16 protein-coding genes are annotated in these 14,420 nt (G+C 68.2%); 10 read left to right on the forward strand and 6 right to left on the reverse strand.

Going from position 1 to position 14,420, the window contains the following annotated elements; genetic code table 11:
* Positions 1 to 438 precede the first annotated feature (438 nt).
* Positions 439 to 1,371, reverse strand: coding sequence for a serine/threonine-protein kinase (locus tag EBO15_RS20210; RefSeq protein ID WP_233616313.1), 933 nt, complete (start codon positions 1,369 to 1,371; stop codon positions 439 to 441).
* 377 nt (positions 1,372 to 1,748) lie between these two features.
* Between EBO15_RS20210 and EBO15_RS46830 the strand changes: the two genes are divergently transcribed.
* The 3 genes from EBO15_RS46830 (at position 1,749) to EBO15_RS43670 (ending at position 3,033) form a co-directional block, all read left to right on the forward strand.
* Positions 1,749 to 1,877, forward strand: coding sequence for a hypothetical protein (locus EBO15_RS46830; protein WP_267898419.1), 129 nt, complete (start codon positions 1,749 to 1,751; stop codon positions 1,875 to 1,877).
* Positions 1,878 to 2,372: 495 nt separating this feature from the next.
* Complete coding sequence (locus tag EBO15_RS44280) at positions 2,373 to 2,522, forward strand: hypothetical protein (RefSeq protein WP_158628290.1); 150 nt, start codon at positions 2,373 to 2,375, stop codon at positions 2,520 to 2,522.
* Between the two features lie 79 nt (positions 2,523 to 2,601).
* Positions 2,602 to 3,033: a hypothetical protein gene (locus EBO15_RS43670; protein WP_147481568.1), complete on the forward strand. Its 432-nt coding sequence runs from the start codon at positions 2,602 to 2,604 to the stop codon at positions 3,031 to 3,033.
* Between the two features lie 78 nt (positions 3,034 to 3,111).
* On the opposite strand, the gene EBO15_RS43675 is transcribed toward EBO15_RS43670, so the two are convergent.
* From EBO15_RS43675 to EBO15_RS43680, 5 genes are all read right to left on the reverse strand, one after another.
* Positions 3,112 to 3,570, reverse strand: a complete 459-nt coding sequence (locus EBO15_RS43675; protein WP_147481569.1) for a hypothetical protein — start codon at positions 3,568 to 3,570, stop codon at positions 3,112 to 3,114.
* Positions 3,555 to 4,508 (reverse strand): aminoglycoside phosphotransferase/kinase family protein, encoded by a 954-nt coding sequence (locus EBO15_RS20220; protein ID WP_122195986.1) that lies wholly within the window; start codon positions 4,506 to 4,508, stop codon positions 3,555 to 3,557. The genes EBO15_RS43675 and EBO15_RS20220 overlap by 16 nt, the downstream gene beginning before the upstream one ends.
* A complete protein-coding gene (locus EBO15_RS20225; protein ID WP_122195987.1) occupies positions 4,498 to 4,869 on the reverse strand; it encodes a hypothetical protein in 372 nt (123 codons plus the stop codon). The genes EBO15_RS20220 and EBO15_RS20225 overlap by 11 nt, the downstream gene beginning before the upstream one ends.
* A 668-nt stretch (positions 4,870 to 5,537) precedes the next feature.
* A complete protein-coding gene (locus EBO15_RS20230) occupies positions 5,538 to 6,086 on the reverse strand; it encodes a GNAT family N-acetyltransferase (protein ID WP_122195988.1) in 549 nt (182 codons plus the stop codon).
* The gene (locus EBO15_RS43680) at positions 6,079 to 7,611 is read right to left on the reverse strand and encodes a helix-turn-helix domain-containing protein (protein WP_147481570.1); all 1,533 of its coding nucleotides are present in this window, start codon (positions 7,609 to 7,611) and stop codon (positions 6,079 to 6,081) included. The genes EBO15_RS20230 and EBO15_RS43680 overlap by 8 nt, the downstream gene beginning before the upstream one ends.
* Before the next feature lie 421 nt (positions 7,612 to 8,032).
* Here EBO15_RS43680 and EBO15_RS20240 point away from each other — a divergent pair, with 421 nt between their 5' ends.
* From EBO15_RS20240 to EBO15_RS20265, 7 genes are all read left to right on the forward strand, one after another.
* The gene (locus EBO15_RS20240; protein WP_122195990.1) at positions 8,033 to 8,221 is read left to right on the forward strand and encodes a hypothetical protein; all 189 of its coding nucleotides are present in this window, start codon (positions 8,033 to 8,035) and stop codon (positions 8,219 to 8,221) included.
* 202 nt (positions 8,222 to 8,423) lie between these two features.
* Entirely contained in the window at positions 8,424 to 9,140 is a 717-nt protein-coding gene (locus EBO15_RS20245) for a nucleotidyltransferase family protein (protein ID WP_122195991.1), read from the forward strand.
* An 89-nt stretch (positions 9,141 to 9,229) separates the two neighbouring features.
* A complete protein-coding gene (locus EBO15_RS46835) occupies positions 9,230 to 9,364 on the forward strand; it encodes a hypothetical protein (protein WP_267898420.1) in 135 nt (44 codons plus the stop codon).
* Positions 9,365 to 9,516: 152 nt separating this feature from the next.
* On the forward strand, positions 9,517 to 10,503 hold the full coding sequence (locus tag EBO15_RS20250) for a hypothetical protein (protein ID WP_147481571.1): 987 nt from the start codon (positions 9,517 to 9,519) through the stop codon (positions 10,501 to 10,503).
* The gene (locus tag EBO15_RS20255) at positions 10,497 to 12,233 is read left to right on the forward strand and encodes a PEP/pyruvate-binding domain-containing protein (protein ID WP_147481572.1); all 1,737 of its coding nucleotides are present in this window, start codon (positions 10,497 to 10,499) and stop codon (positions 12,231 to 12,233) included. Before EBO15_RS20250 ends, EBO15_RS20255 begins: the two co-directional genes overlap by 7 nt.
* Positions 12,234 to 12,296: 63 nt before the next feature.
* A complete protein-coding gene (locus EBO15_RS20260; protein ID WP_158628291.1) occupies positions 12,297 to 13,652 on the forward strand; it encodes an RtcB family protein in 1,356 nt (451 codons plus the stop codon).
* Positions 13,633 to 14,409: a glycosyltransferase gene (locus EBO15_RS20265; protein WP_158628292.1), complete on the forward strand. Its 777-nt coding sequence runs from the start codon at positions 13,633 to 13,635 to the stop codon at positions 14,407 to 14,409. The genes EBO15_RS20260 and EBO15_RS20265 overlap by 20 nt, the downstream gene beginning before the upstream one ends.
* Positions 14,410 to 14,420: the final 11 nt, after the last annotated feature.

Here is a 14,420-nt window from a genome sequence, read left to right on the forward strand (position 1 = left end):
CGCACCCAACAAGGCATGACCAAAAAGGAGATCATCCGCTGCCTCAAACGCTACATCGCCCGCGAGCTCTACCAACTCATCACATCAAACGATCTTGAACTCGCCGCTTGACATCCATAGGAGCATCCCGCGGACCACCGAACCAGTCCTCCCGCACGGTGAAACGGTCCCTCGGACACGACGCACGTCCACGGTTGTGGACCCGTCCCCCCACCACCTGAGAAGCGCCGCCGACCGCCGGTTCGAGAGTCGGGCACACCAGGGAATCCAGCAGCGCTCGCATGACGTACAGAACGCGTTTCGTTGACAACTCGCACGTCTCTCCGCAGGCGCACGGCCGGTGTGCGGCGATGCCGCGTACCCGGCCCTCTCGTACGGAGCGCACCGGTCGAACCCGCGAAGCGGAACGTGCGAGGACAGGGATCCTTGGCGAGCCCCTCATCCGGGTGTGAACGCGCACTGGGGACCGGCGGCGGCGGGCAGGTCGCACATCACCTGGCCGGCATTGGGCCGCAGGGCCGGATCCTTGGCCAGGCACGCGGCGGCCAGGGCACGAAGTCTTCCCGTCAGCCGGCCGAGCGCGGGATCCTCATTGAGGATCCGTTGCATCACGGCCGGGGGCGTGTCATCGCCGAACGAGGGTGATCCGTTCGCGGCGAAGGCCATCGTGGTGGCCCAGGCGAACATGTCGGCGGGCGGCCCGGCGCGCACGCCGAAGAACTGCTCGGGGGCCATGTACGAGGGAGTGCCGATCACCTGGCTGGTGGCGCTCGTGCTCGCCCCCAGCACCCGCGCGACACCAAAGTCGATCACCCGGGGTCCGTCCGGGCCGATCAGCACGTTGGACGGCTTGAAGTCGCGGTGCACGACGCCGGCATGATGGATGGCCGCCAGGGCGGTGGCCGTGCCCAGCGCCAGCCGGTCCAGCTCACCGGCGTGGCGCGGCCCCCATCGCCGGACCAGGTCCCGGAGTGAAGGTCCGGCGATGTACTCGCACACGATGAAGGGGCGCTCACCGTCGACGTCGGCGGCCAGCACGGCAGCGGTGCAGAAGTTCGCGACGCGCTGTGCCGTGGCCGCCTCGCGGGCGAACCTCGCCCGTGCCCGTTCGTCACCGCCGCGGTGCATCACCTTGACGGCGACCGGGTTCCCATCGCCGGCCTCGCCGAAGAAGACCACCCCCTGGCCGCCCTCGCCCAACCGCCCGAGGATCCGGAAACCGCCAAGCCGTGACGGGTCGCCGGGGCGCAGCGGCTTCATGATGTCCCACTTTCCGTTCACGCCGCGCCCGGCCGCCGTACCGGCACAGAACACCTCGGACCGGCGCGCGGGCCGCACGATCGCGGGATCGTGGCCGCTGGTTCGCTCCAAAGTCAATCCGGCCCGCACCGGGAGGGAAACAGCCGATCCGCAAAGGAGTCATCATCCCCACCGATCACCGCGTGGCTCCACAGGGCCGGGCGACCACCCCCGTGGACGGTCGGCCAGAAGCTCGGCGAACGGGACGCGGCTGGCCGCACCGTCAGCCCCGCGGCCGATCGTGGCCCCCGGACGTCCGCCGGGATCCCGAGGCTCCGTGGCCCGGCCCCGCGTACTCCCGTCAGCGAGCCTGTCCGGCAGGCCAGGTTGCTGTGGAGCATCCAGCCCGGCACATGGCCCGCGTGGGCCCCTTCGGGTAGGGCTGGGCTGTCCGTCTGCAGGATCCGCTGTACGGTGCGGCGTCGCTTCTTCTCGCAGCAGGGCACAACATGAAGGTCGTCCAGGAGACCTTGCGGTTGTCGTCGATCACGATCGCCGCCGACACCTACACCAGCCTGCTCCCGCAGCTAGCGCACAAGTCCGCCGAAGACGCCGCCGCCGTCATCCTCAACGCGTGACCGGCACCGCGCCCGATGCACGCGGCGTGACCTGACCACCTGCCAACCCGTCGGCCCGCCGCCCCGTTCCCCTGGCTCCGGTCCCGGCTGCTGTGCCGTCCCCGGCCGAGATCGCCGACAAGATCACCAGCCAGCCGACACCGACGACCGCACCAACGGTCACGACGGCGATCGGGCGGCCGAGGTCGCCGAGCTTCGCAAGGAAAACGCCTCGTGGCGGACCAAGCTCCGCGAGACCGAGATGCGCCCTGCCGAGCCGGAGCAGGCCACGCAGAGCGACGCGGAGAAGGCGCTCAACACCGCCTGTGCCGAGGCGGTGCGCGAGACCACCGCCCGCTTCCACAAGCGGCTTCTGTCCGCCGAGGTCGGCCGGCTCGCCGCGGAACTGCGATTCCGCGACCCCGGCGACGTGATTCGCCTGGTCGGCCTGGACGACATCGAGGTCGGCCCGGACGGTGACATCGACGGCAAGCCCTGCGCGCCGCGCTCACGGCGGTGGCCGAGGCCAAGCCCTATCTCATCGATGAGCCGCCGATCCCTTCCGCCCGTGAGGTCGGCTTTGGCGCGGCGGGGTATGACCCCAGCGACCACGACGCGTACTCCGTCGCTGACATGGACCGGGAGCTGTTCGGCACCAAGCCTTGACCATCAGCCAACTACACTCCGCATCTGATGGTCACGGTAAGTATCCGCTTCGTGGTCGTCAGGACAAGAGGAGTACGCCATGAACATCTCCGCACGCGCCGGTGGTCTCGCCAGCGGGCTGACCATTGCCCTGCTCACCGCCAGCATCGCCGCTCCCGCAAACGCCAACCCGCAAGACCCCGGCCTTGATCTGGACAAGCTCCATAGATGCTTCACCCAACTCAAGGCTACTTACGAGCAACTCAATGGACAGGAGGCTGCTGCGCAGACGGCACTCCAGAGATGGGGCAGCATGGTGAACCCGGACGGAGCGTTCAATGAAAATAACGCAAAGAACAAGCTCGCAAACTGCGGAGTTCCAAAAACGCTCTACAGGGTCGCCATAAATTTCCTGGAAGAAAAATGCGCTCCGAACGGGAAGAAGGGGGCCCTCAAAAAGGCCAAAACGGCCGAGGACTGGGAAAAGATTGTTCCGTGTCTGGTGGAGCAGGGGAACGCGCTGCAAGCCTAGCCATCGAATGGTGATCAGCAGGACAGCCTCCAGGGGCGGCGCCACTCCTGCATGGTTAGGGGAGGATCGGTGATGGCGTCAGCGGCGGTCTTGCAGGACCTTGAGGAGGGCGCCGAGTTGCTCGCGTGGGAACGTGAGCTGTGCCGAGGGTGCTCGTCGTGCGTGACCATCGTTGGTCGGGAAGATGTGGATGACGTTCTGCCATGCGTCGGGGTGGGTCCACCGCCTTACTCGCTCGGCGAACTCTGGGCTGGTTCCCAGGATCGCGATCAGTCGTACCGCGTCGTCCTCGGGGAGTTTGAGCCAGACCTTGCCGCGGTGGAAGTCGGCGTGGTGCTGGCGGTCGGCGGGGGAGGTGTTCGAGCGGTGTCCGTTGTGTTCGATCGACTCTCCGAAGTCCTGGCAGCAGCCTTCGGTTGTGAACCCCAGTTCCCAGAGGCGCTGGATCAGCGGCACCAGGTCTTCATCGACATCGATCGTCTCGCCCTCGTGGACGAGTGGGACGGTGGGGTGGACTTGGCCTAGTTCGTGAGGCATTCCACGGCCTCCTTGAGGTGTCGGCTGATGGCCTTCTGTACGGCGTGATCGCGCTCGGGGTCGCCCGGGTCGCCCCACCGACAGTTGCTTTCCATGAGCCACTCGACGATCCAGAGCTTGTCCCAGCCGGATGCCCAAACGTGGGCTGGCAGCCCGCCCCGGTCGAGCAGGGCTTCCTCGGGGCCCCCGGCCGCCACGTAGGCGTCCATGAGGTCCTTGACCGCGTTGAGGTCGAGCGGCTCGGGGGTTCCCTGCCAGGAGACCAGGTCCAGCAGGCCGTTGCCGGTGTAGGCGCGGGCCATGTCGAGTACCCGTGGTACCCCGTCGGGCTGGACGATCAGGGAGGTGGGGTGGAACTCGCTGTGGCACATCCCGTACGGCGGGATGGTCACGCCTTTCGCGCGCCGATGTGCGGCACCGTCGAGGGCCTCGAGTTTCCGCCGGAGGCTGAACGTGTCAGTGGTCCAGCGGCCTGCGCGCTGAAGTGCGTCCAGCCACTCCAAAGCGCGGAGTGGCAGCGTGACGAGGGCGTGCTCGTCCAATACCGGCAGTCCGTCCAGCGGAGGGCAGGTATGGACGGACACCGCGGCGGTCGCCGCGTCGGCAAGGGTGGGCTCGCGGACCGGGTCCCCGAGATCTTCCGTGATCATGACGACGGAGCCGTCCGGCTGCCGCGTGCTGGTGAGCAGCTTGGGGACGGGCACGCCGTGCGCGGCGGCGTGCCTGAGGACGTCGGGCTCGTCGGCGAAGACCTCGTTGGCGTACTTCAGGATGAGCGTCGATCCGTCGGACAAGGTCAGCCGTTCCACTGCCGACATCGACCAGACGCGGATCTCCTCGCGCCGCTCGATGCTGGCACCGATCTGGCCGGCGAGTGCGTCCAGGACGGCGGGGCGGACGGACAGCTCCGTCCGCCCCTGGTCGTGGTCACCGGCCACAGGCGCGCACCTGCTCGACCCATGCGTCCCGGAAGGCGTTCAGCTCGCGCCGGAACGCGGCGATGTCGACGCCGAACGGCGCGACGCATCCACCGGCCATGTTGACCTCCGTACCGGACTGGCAGCCGTGGATCAGCCGCCCGCCCAGGGCGACATGGGCCTTGACCTGCTCGACCCTGCGCGGCTCGTTGAACCACGAGCCGTGATACAGCTCGTCGATCAGCTCGGCCTCCTCGGTGCCCAGACCGTAGACCACATGGGCGGCCTCGCCGAACATCCACGCGGGGCCGACGTTGCTGATCTCGCCGGACAACTCGACGCGGTTGAGCGCCATCATCACGCCCATCTCGACCAGGCTCATCCGACGTCGCCGATTCGAAGCCCCCCGGCGAACCCAGTCAAAGACGGCGGGAACACCGAAGGGCAACAAGATCAATTTGTGAGTGCCTAAAGTGCCGAACGTGTCACAGGAAGTATTGCCGGGGCGATGGTGCTCGGTCCGCGAGGAAGCTGAGAGCAGGAATCACCGGCGACCCGTCGATGTCGCGTACCTTTCGACGTGCCAGTACCAGATGTGAAAAAATGAAAGGCCACTCTCGTGTCCACACCGGAGGTTCAGCGGGGCGTCGCTCGGCTGGTCGCGCAAATGCGGGCTCAGCCCGTCACGGATCGTTCGGTCGCCCTACGGGCCGCTGCGCTGCGCCGCGTCCTGGCTCGGCCAGTGGTGTGTGTTGAGCCGCTGGGAGGAGACCACGGCGGTCAAGCGCAGCGCGTGGGCCAAGATCCTGACCCCTGTGATGATGCGCGCCAGCGCGGCCAGGAACGGTGATCAGGCCACCCACCTGCTCGGAGTCCTCGGTAAGGGTTCGCAGGATCAGGTCGAACGTCGCGACGATGCCGAGTCAACCGATCAGCCGACGGGCGGCCATGACCCGGGGACTGCGTTGGAGGCAAGTACCACGAGTGGATGGTTAGCGCTCCGATTAGTCGGAAGCGTAGAACGCGATCTGGGAGACGAGCGCTGTCCCTTCACCCCCTCAGCCTGAGAGCCAGCGCCTCGTCTATTTCGGCGCCGGGGTAAGACTGGACGTCGGCGACCTTGTTCCAGCCCCAGCGTTCGTACATCTTGCGGGCGGGGGCGTCGGTGTTTGCGAGCAGGGTGGCGTGGGGCTCTGGGCGGTCTTCCAGCAGGGCGTTGATGAGGCGGTGGGCGAGGCCCTGGCCGCGGTGAGGGGTGGCGACGACGAGTTCGATGACGGCGAACTTGGGTGCCTGGACGACCTCGGCTGGCGGCGTGGAGCCGGAGGCGTCGCGCCACCATCGGCCTGCTTCGAAGGGGAAGCCGAAGCTGAAGCCCGCGAGGTCGCCGTCGTGGCTGCGGGCGGTGACGAGGGAGAAGCCGTCGTTCTTGGCCTGGCGGGTGGTGCGTTCGGTGAAGCCTTGGAAGCTGAACATGGGATGTGGCTTGTAGGGCGGCTCGGCGTAGGCGGGGACGTAGACGGCGGCGATCTCGTCGAGCATGGCGAGTGTGGCGGGGCCGTCGTGCTTGGTGAAGGTGTAGTCGGCGCCGTTAGGCATGGGGGGATTCTCCGATCAGGCTGAGCGCGATGCGCCGGGTCTGGAAGGCGTCATCGCCGGGGACGGCGTGCAGGGTTCCTGCGAAGTCACGGACCTTGTCGGTGATGCGGGCGCTGGTCATCTCGGTCAGCAGCGGCAGGTTTTCGTGGAAGACGTCGATGGCGTGCTTGCCGTTGCCCGACCGGGCGAGAGCCTCGGCGTGGGTGAGGCGGTAGTAGGCGCGGTTGCGTGGCGGCATGGAGGCGGTGGCGTCCTCCAGCAGGTCGGCAGCTTCGGCGTGACGGCCGAGGAACGTTTGGCCGATCGCTTCGAGGCCGTGCATCTCCTCCTCGCCGAAGAAGCGGAACCATTCGCTGGGATCGGTCTGGCCAGTGGACATGCCGAGGAGATCCCAGGCTTCGCCTTTGAACCGCTCGTAGGCGTGTGCGTCTCGGAGGCGCGCGTGGCCGAGTGAGAGACGCATGGACAACAGCGCCCTCAGCTGAGGGTCAGCTCGTGAGCCTGCGTCGATGGCCCCTTGGGCGGCGGCGACAGCCTTGGCGGGATGGTTCAGGGACCTGCTGACCATGGCGAGGATGTTGAGTACCTGAAGTCGCAGCCCAACATCGCTCGCGCAGTGTGCCGCGTACAAGCCGTCCTTGAGGAGGTTCTCCGCGCGGTCGAGGTCGCCGCGTTCGTAGGCGAACCAGGCGGCGGCGGTGTTGACCTGGCCGACCACCGAGTACACGAAGGGTTCATCGGACGGCTTGAGGGTGATCTGCTTGAGCTGTGCGAGGAGGCTCGACAATCGAGCTTCGGCCAGTTCGACGAGTGCGGCTCCGCCGTGCTTGGCGTCCAGGGCGTACAGGTCGGCAACGGCGTCGGCGGGACGGTCGAGGCCGGTCACGATGTCGACGTCGGCCCCCGTGGCACTCGCTGACCGGCCGATCAGCGGGATCGTGAGGCCAGCGAGCACCAGCTTGGTGGAGAATTCGCGGCGGTTCACGTTGTTTGCCGTACCCGTTCCTCGAGTTTCCTGATCATCGCGGTCCTCGGAGAGGTGGCTGAGTCCTTTCGGGGTGAGGCCGGCGAGGGTTCGAGGGGCTCCAAGCCCGTCCACGATCTTGAGTGCGGTCTCGATCGTCTGCCCGCCGCTGCGCCCGGCCATGAGCCTCGAGATCGAGCCTTGGGACATTCCGGTTTGCGAGGCGATGGCGCTCTGGGTGGCTCCAGCGTGGTTGTGGACGGCGACCAGAAGGGTTGACCAGTCCCATCGGGCCAAGGCTCTGCTGATGGGGTCAGAGAACCAGAACTCCAGTGGGAGCTGGATTCCGGGTGGCTTGGGGGCCAGGCGTGCGGCGGTGACGCAGGGGCCACAGATCTCTCCCTGGGTGTAGCGGCTCAGCGGTGTTCCACAGCGGGCACACGTTCGCTTCGTCGTGCTCATGATGTGGCCTTCCCGGTCGGCGGCACCCCAGCTATTCATCGCTGCATCACCGGCGGCTGTTTCCGATGCAGTGCCGACCTGGTCGCGCTGCGTGATCAAGTGAAGTCTTGGGGCAGCCACGAAGCCGCGACCTGGAGGACACAGTGAGGTTCCGACACGAGCCCCGTCACAGAGTGTCTTTCGACCGTGCCGCCGAGGCGGGGGCGGGAACGCAGAGAGAAGCCACCCTTTGCGCTCCTGAAGCCGCCACGACAGATCTGGACGTGCTGAGAGTGGCGTTGCACCGTCTGGATCCGACGCTGTATGCCCGCCTGGATTGCCTCAGCGGAGGCTGTCCGCGTCTGCTCGTCGGTGACGGTCTTCAGCGGTGGGTCACTGTCACCCCGTCTCTTGATGAGCAGGCCGTTGCTGTCTTCCAGTGGGAGCGATGGGGCGCGCTGATCGCGCCTGTGGCGATGCCCGAGAGAGCCGCAGCCGCTATCCGGTCCGAGCTGGCCCGGAGCAAGAACGGACCGCGCTGATGAACGAAACCCAGATCGATTCTTCCGCGCTTGCGCCCGGCCAGGCCGTGGATCAGGCGTTTGAGGTCGCCCGGGCCGCCTACGAGGAGGCCATGCGTGAGCACGGTCTCTTGAGCAGCACGATCGCGCTGATCAGTGGCTATGCCGCCAGCAACATCGCGGCGCTGCGCGCGGAGGACGGCGCCTGACTTCCGGGGGCGGAACTGTCATCGACTCGAGGCCGCTCCTCGCAGACCGCCGTGGCCCGGACGCTGACCTCGCACGTTCGGGCCACGGCCACCACCCCAACGCCGCAAAGGGAAGGAGAGAAGGTTCTGATGAAGCTCGGCAGCGAGACCGACATGCTCTTGTCGGCCTTCCCCGTGCAGGGCGGCGGTCTAGTGTTCGACCATGATTCACGGAGCAAAGTCGCAGGTCCGGCAGGCGATCGTTCTTGCTGGTGGGCAGGGGACGCGGATGCGTCCCTTGACGGAGGACTCGCCCAAGGCGCTCATCCCGATCGCGGGGAAGGCGATCTTGGACTGGCAGCTGGAGTGGCTTGCCGCGTCCGGGATCGAGAGAGTGGTGATCTCCTGCGGGTATCTCGCGGAGGTGCTGGACAAGCACGTGCGCGAGGGATCGTGGCCGTTGGAGATCGAGCTTGCGGTGGAGCCCGAGGCGCTGGGGCGCGGCGGTGGTCTTCGGTTTGCCGCGGGCCGCCTTCCGTTCGAGGGGGAACGGTGGCTGGCGTTCAACGGGGACGTGCTCACGCGGTTCTCGTTGGCGGACTTCATCGACCGGCACCATGAGGCGGAGGCGACCGCGACGATCGCGCTCGCGCAGTACACGACCTCGTGGGGCATCGCTCACCTGGATGATGCCGACCGGATCCGGGGGTTCGTGCAGAGTCCCGCCCTGCCGTACTGGATCAACGGCGGTGGGTACGTGTTCGAGCCGGAGATCGTGGAGCTGCTGCCGGAACGCGGTGACCACGAGGACACCACCTTCCCCCGTCTGGCGGTTGACGGGCGCCTTGCCGGGTTCAAGATCGACGGCTACTGGCGCGGCGTCGACACCGTCAAGGACGTGAAAGAGGCCAGCGAGGAGGTCGCCCGTATGGGCTGGTGATCTGCTCGCTGGCGTGAGCTGCCCGGCCCTGGCGAACACACAGGACGGGACGGCGAACCCGCGTAGCGCAGACGAAAGGGAAAATCGCCATGGGTAACGGCATCGTCGAGGACAACAAGATGGCCAAGTGGCTGGCCCGGTTGGTCGGCGCGAAGCAGACGCGCCCCGCCCCCACCTCGGCCCCGGTGACCGCCCCGCAGGCCCGCACGAGCTCGGCCTCGTAGCCGCCGCGGACCCACGAAGGCCGCGCTGTTCCTGAAACGGACGGCTGCGGCACCCATGCGGTTCAGGCCGCCCCTCACTCCCACGGGGGCGGCCTGAACTCCCCACTTCGTCTCGCCCTGCTTTCTGGGGCTTGGTCTGCCTGGAGTTGCTGGTGGAACTGCGCTGGCGCGGTGTCGTGACCGCCGATTACGAGATGGAACTCGACCATGGCGCACTGGTCGAGCGGGATCTGTACGGCCGGGGTTTGCGGGCTGCACCGTGTGTGCTGCTGGACGACCCCCGACCGTTGGGACGGACCCGGCGGCCCGGTGTTGTCGACATCGACGTCGAGGTCTATGAGACCTTCTGCGAACGCGTCCGCGAGCGCCTGCTCACCCTTCAGGGCGCGATGCACGCCGCGACGGTGTTCCGGGACGCCTGTGCCCAGGTCTGTTCTGTGTTGGAGCAGTTGGAACGGCGCCTGGCCGATGGGACGCCGCCTGTTGAGCTGGCGCAGTTGCCCGCTCTGTTGGACCGGCTGATGGCTCTGCACACCCTGAACTGGTTGCTGCCCGATCGTGAGGCGGTCGAGCACCTGACCGTGCTGTTCGGGGACGAGCAGGCGGCACGCCGATGCGCGCTCGCACAGATGGTCCCCATCGTGCCCGCGCATCTGCTCGACCTGCACCAGCGTCTCATCACCACCGCTGACACCGGGAACTTCACCGGCTTCGCCCGCGCGGTGGGGCATCTGCAGGCACCGGGCCTTGCTCCGGCAGCGTGGGAGGACCCGGCCGCAGTGGCCGTCAGCGTCGACACGTTGCGCAAACGAGTGGGCGGGAGCGAGGGCCTTGCCGAGCAGGACGACCGCATTCGCCGGGGTCGTGATCGGGCGGTACAGCAGCGGGTGGACTTGTATGCGGCGGCGTTGCTGGCCTCGTCCGGTGACGCGTCGGCGTGGGATCGGACGCAGGCGATCGGCGTGCTGTTTCCCCTGGCTGCCGACGAGGAGGAAGAGCGGCGGCGGCTTCAGGGGTGGGTGCTGCGGGTGCTGCGCGAAACGGCTGCCCGCCATCACGTGGATGCCCAGACGCTGACTCTGGACGATTTCGCGGCCCTGGCTTCTGGCCGGGGCGCTGAGCGGGGGCGAGGGTGCTGACCTTGGTGGAGGCCGCCGGCCGCTGTGAGGCAGGCGGGAAGGCAATGGTGCTGGGGCGTTTGGCTCGAGCAGGGCTACCGGTTCCGGACGGGTTCATTCTGGAGCCTGAAGAGGTCGGCCTCATCGTCACCGGTAACGGGCGTGCGCTGTGTCGGAGGCTGGCTGACTGGGCCGTCCAAAACGCTCCGTTCGGGCTGGTGGTGCGGTCCTCGGCGGTCGAGGAGGACGGCCGGACGGCGAGTTTCGCTGGGCAGTTCACCTCGCTGTTCACCAGCGCCGACACCGCCCAGGTCGCCGGGGCCGTGACTGCCGTTCATGCCTCCCTGGCTGGCCAGGGGGCCCGCGCGTACGCGGAGAAGCTGGGTGTTTCGCCGCCCTCGACGATGGCGGTACTGGTCCAAGCGGCGGTACGTCCGGCGTCCTCCGGGGTGCTGTTCACCCGCTGGGATGACCAAGGCGCGCGGATCGAGGCGGTGCTTGGCCTGCCTGCCCTGCTGGTCTCTGGGGAGTGTCGTCCGGATGTTTTCCTGGCGTCGGCGGCTGAGATGGCAACCGGCGCGGTGCAGGTCGCTGACAAGTATGTGGCGCTGCTGCCACCGACCGCCCAGGAGCGGGAGGTGCTCCCGGGCGAGTGGGTGGCCTGGCCAGGCGGGGGACAAGCCAAGGTGGTCTGTCACCTGGACCGACTGATTGGTGTTCGCCCGCCGCGCCCCCTGATCCATCAACCTGCGGTCTCGGTCGTGCAGCGAGCGGACCTGCTCAGGCTCGCCACCACTGTCGCCACCGTCCTGGACGAGGCGGCCCTGGATATCGAGTGGGCCTGCGATGGGGACGGGCGGACGTGGCTCTTGCAGGCACGCCCGGATACCCGCACCATCGTCCCCGCCCGCCCTCCTGGGGAGCTGCGACTCGGCCATGGAACAGAGATGGGCGAGGGGCGCACGCTCGTGGTGCAGGGGCAAGCGGCCTCACCAGGCCAGGTCACGGGCCCGGCCCAGGTAGTCGGCGACCTCGGCGTACGGGGCGGACCCCCGCGCGAGGCTGGGGTGCTGATCTGCGGTCCTGCTCGCCCGGAACTCGTTCCCGCGCTACTGGAAGCGGTGGGGATCGCCTGCTCCGAGGCCGGGTTGCTCTGCCACACCGCGATCGTCGCTCGCGAACTCGGCAAACCCTGCATCACCGATGCGGGCGAGGCTCTGACATCGGACTGGGACGGGCAGCAGGTCACCCTCGACGGCGACGCCGGAACGCTCACCCGACTTGGGAACAGTCCCCTGCTCGGCGACACCTCGGCAGTCTCCGTTTCTGAACGGCCGCCCGCGCCGGGTAGTCCGGTCACCCAGGCTAGGGGCGATCAGCCCACAGGCTTGCGGGTGATTGCCCGTCGCCCGCGAATGGCCATGGACGCCAAACCCCGCTTCGTGCTCACGTTGCCCCTCCCGGGTGTGGATTGGAACTACGACCCGGAAGCTCTGATCGCGGGCGGAGTCGCCGCGCTCCTGGTCCCCGCTGAACATCGCCTGATCCCCAAGCAGGACGACCGCGGGCCATGGAGAGAAGCCCTTGAGGGGGACGCCGAGCGGTCCGCGCTGGCCGGGGCCACGTGGACGCCACTGCCCAACGGTGCCTGGCTGGCCTGGCTCATCACACCACCCACCCCGCTCCCCGCCTTGTGGGCGGGCCCGTCAGGCGGGCCCTACGTCACGTTCCCCACCTTCGGCAACCCTTGATCAGGAAGGCAGGCCCCGATGGCTTCCCAATCGCTTCGCCCTGACGGCCTCGGCCGTGTGCGAATGCACTGTGATCCGTACCTGACCGGGAGGTTCACGCGGTCTCCTCTGGCGCCGCTGCTGGCTGCTGTCGCCGAACTGCCCACGGTCAGCGCCGTTGAGGTCTTCCCCGACGTGACCGCCAAAAGCTACGGACTGCCCAGCGGGGTGGTGATCGAGACTCGCGGGTCGAATCCGCTGGTCCTCCCCGCTGCCGTCCCCGACATCGCCTGCGGTTTCCTGGTGATCGCCACCGGCATCCTGCCCAACCGTTGGCCGCGCCAGAAGGCCCGCCAAGCCTGGGCCCGAGTCGTGTCCGCGATCGGCGTCACCTCACCCACCCGCCGCGTTCCGGCCGTGGACATCGACCACATCCTCACCGAAGGCGAAACCGCCCTCGCCGCCCCGCGCCACTACCTTGACCCGAACCCCAGCGAACAGCCCCGTGCGGCCGGAGACCCGAGCCTGCTCCCGCGCGAGGTCCGCCGTGCTCTGAACGATCACATCGGATCGGTCACCGGGCACTTCGTGTCCGCCTACACCGCCCACCCCAGCACGGCTGAGGAGACGGGACTTCACGACGGCGAACTCGTCCTCGTCGTGCACACCGGTGCCCCCGTCCTCCAGGCATGGGCCTACGAGGCACTCCACGCCCCCATGGCCGAACGCTGCATGGACACCGGCCTGGTCCCGCCCGACCTGGTCGCCCAGCACGCTTTCGGCCTGTCCCTGGACGATCCGCTGGCACAAGACTGGCTCAACGCCGCTACCAGTGCGGTCCTCTACGGGCACGCCAACCGCCGTCTGGTCGCCGACACCATCCTGGACATCCTCAACGCCCACGACCCTCTCCGCGCTGGGACGGCCAGGCTCCTGCGCCACACCGGACACGGCTGGCATCACCAAACCTTGAGAGCCGACCTCGGCCCAACCGCCGGCGACGGCGAGACCGTGGTCCGTTCTGGACGAGGCATCCAGCACCTCCCACCGGCCCGTACCGGCGAGCAGCCTCGGCTGACGTTCGTCACCGGGGGCGCCGCCACCCATGCCTACCTTTTTCAGCCCGGCCCCCACGCCGACCGGACCTGTCATCGCATCGGGCACGGCACCCCCATGTGGACCCACCACCCGCCGCTCGCCCACCTACGCGACCAACCCGAGACCCAGACGATCAGCGAAGTCGCCCGCACGGTCCAGCCCGCCGCAGAGCAGGCCATCACCAACACCACCCACAACCCGGACGCGTGGCTGCGCGACTTGGCCAACCTGGAACTGGTCGCCGTCAGCCTCGAAACCACCGGCCTCGCCCGCCGTGCGGCGCTGCTGCAGCCGTGGGCCAACTACCTGGAGCCCAAGCCCCATGCCCGCACACCCCGATGACCCCACCGACCCCGAGCTGTCGGTGATCATCCCCACCCGCAACAGCTGCTCCGACATCCGCACCACGCTCGATGTCGTCCGCGACGCGTGGCCCGACCTGGAGATCCTCGTCGTCACCGACACCCAAAGCCCCGGAGACGCGGCCCGTCACGCCAGCCACTACCGCCTCTGCACCGACGCCCGTGTTCAGGTCGTTGACGCGCTCGGCGCCAAAGCCGCCGCCGTCCAGGCAGGCTTCGACTCCGCACGCGGGCGTGTCGTCGCCTACGTGGACGCCGACTACGGCCTGGAGGCCACAGCCGGATGCCTGCATCGCGCCGTCCAGCTCGTGGCCGACGGCGTCGCCGACTGCGTTGCCGCCGAACGCGACCAGCACGACTGGAGCCGCATCCGCAAACTCAAGACCCGGGGCTTCATCTGGCTGACCCACCTGCTGTTCCCGCGCCTCCCGGTCCGCGACACCCAGGCTCCGCTCAAGGTCATGACCGCCGACGCCGCCCGCCACCTCCTCCAGACCGCGGCCTGGAGGAGCTGGGCCTTCGACGTCGAACTGCTTCACCGCCTCCAGCAGGCCGACTACCGGATCAGGGCCTACCCCGTCCGTTGGAACGGCCAAGGCGGCGAACTCCCCTGGGCCACAGCGTTCCTGCTCGCCTACATGGCACCCGGCATGATCACCGGCCTGGCCCGCATCCGCCTCAGCACCTTCGCCCGAACAGGGAGAAAACGGCACCGGCTGGAGACTCGTCGCAAGTAGCTCCAGGGCCA

The organism is Actinomadura harenae (assembly GCF_003696215.1).
Taxonomy (GTDB): domain Bacteria; phylum Actinomycetota; class Actinomycetes; order Streptosporangiales; family Streptosporangiaceae; genus Spirillospora; species Spirillospora harenae.

What these genes read in the sequence shown, in the direction of transcription:
- EBO15_RS46830 (WP_267898419.1), top strand. Translation starts at nt 1,749, where the DNA reads ATGAAGGTCGTCCAGGAGACCTTGCGGTTGTCGTCGATCACGATCGCC.
- EBO15_RS43670 (WP_147481568.1), top strand. Translation starts at nt 2,602, where the DNA reads ATGAACATCTCCGCACGCGCCGGTGGTCTCGCCAGCGGGCTGACCATT.
- EBO15_RS43675 (WP_147481569.1), bottom strand. Translation starts at nt 3,570, where the DNA reads ATGCCTCACGAACTAGGCCAAGTCCACCCCACCGTCCCACTCGTCCAC.
- EBO15_RS20225 (WP_122195987.1), bottom strand. Translation starts at nt 4,869, where the DNA reads ATGAGCCTGGTCGAGATGGGCGTGATGATGGCGCTCAACCGCGTCGAG.
- EBO15_RS20230 (WP_122195988.1), bottom strand. Translation starts at nt 6,086, where the DNA reads ATGCCTAACGGCGCCGACTACACCTTCACCAAGCACGACGGCCCCGCC.
- EBO15_RS20240 (WP_122195990.1), top strand. Translation starts at nt 8,033, where the DNA reads ATGAACGAAACCCAGATCGATTCTTCCGCGCTTGCGCCCGGCCAGGCC.
- EBO15_RS20245 (WP_122195991.1), top strand. Translation starts at nt 8,424, where the DNA reads ATGATTCACGGAGCAAAGTCGCAGGTCCGGCAGGCGATCGTTCTTGCT.
- EBO15_RS46835 (WP_267898420.1), top strand. Translation starts at nt 9,230, where the DNA reads ATGGGTAACGGCATCGTCGAGGACAACAAGATGGCCAAGTGGCTGGCC.
- EBO15_RS20260 (WP_158628291.1), top strand. Translation starts at nt 12,297, where the DNA reads ATGCACTGTGATCCGTACCTGACCGGGAGGTTCACGCGGTCTCCTCTG.
- EBO15_RS20265 (WP_158628292.1), top strand. Translation starts at nt 13,633, where the DNA reads ATGCCCGCACACCCCGATGACCCCACCGACCCCGAGCTGTCGGTGATC.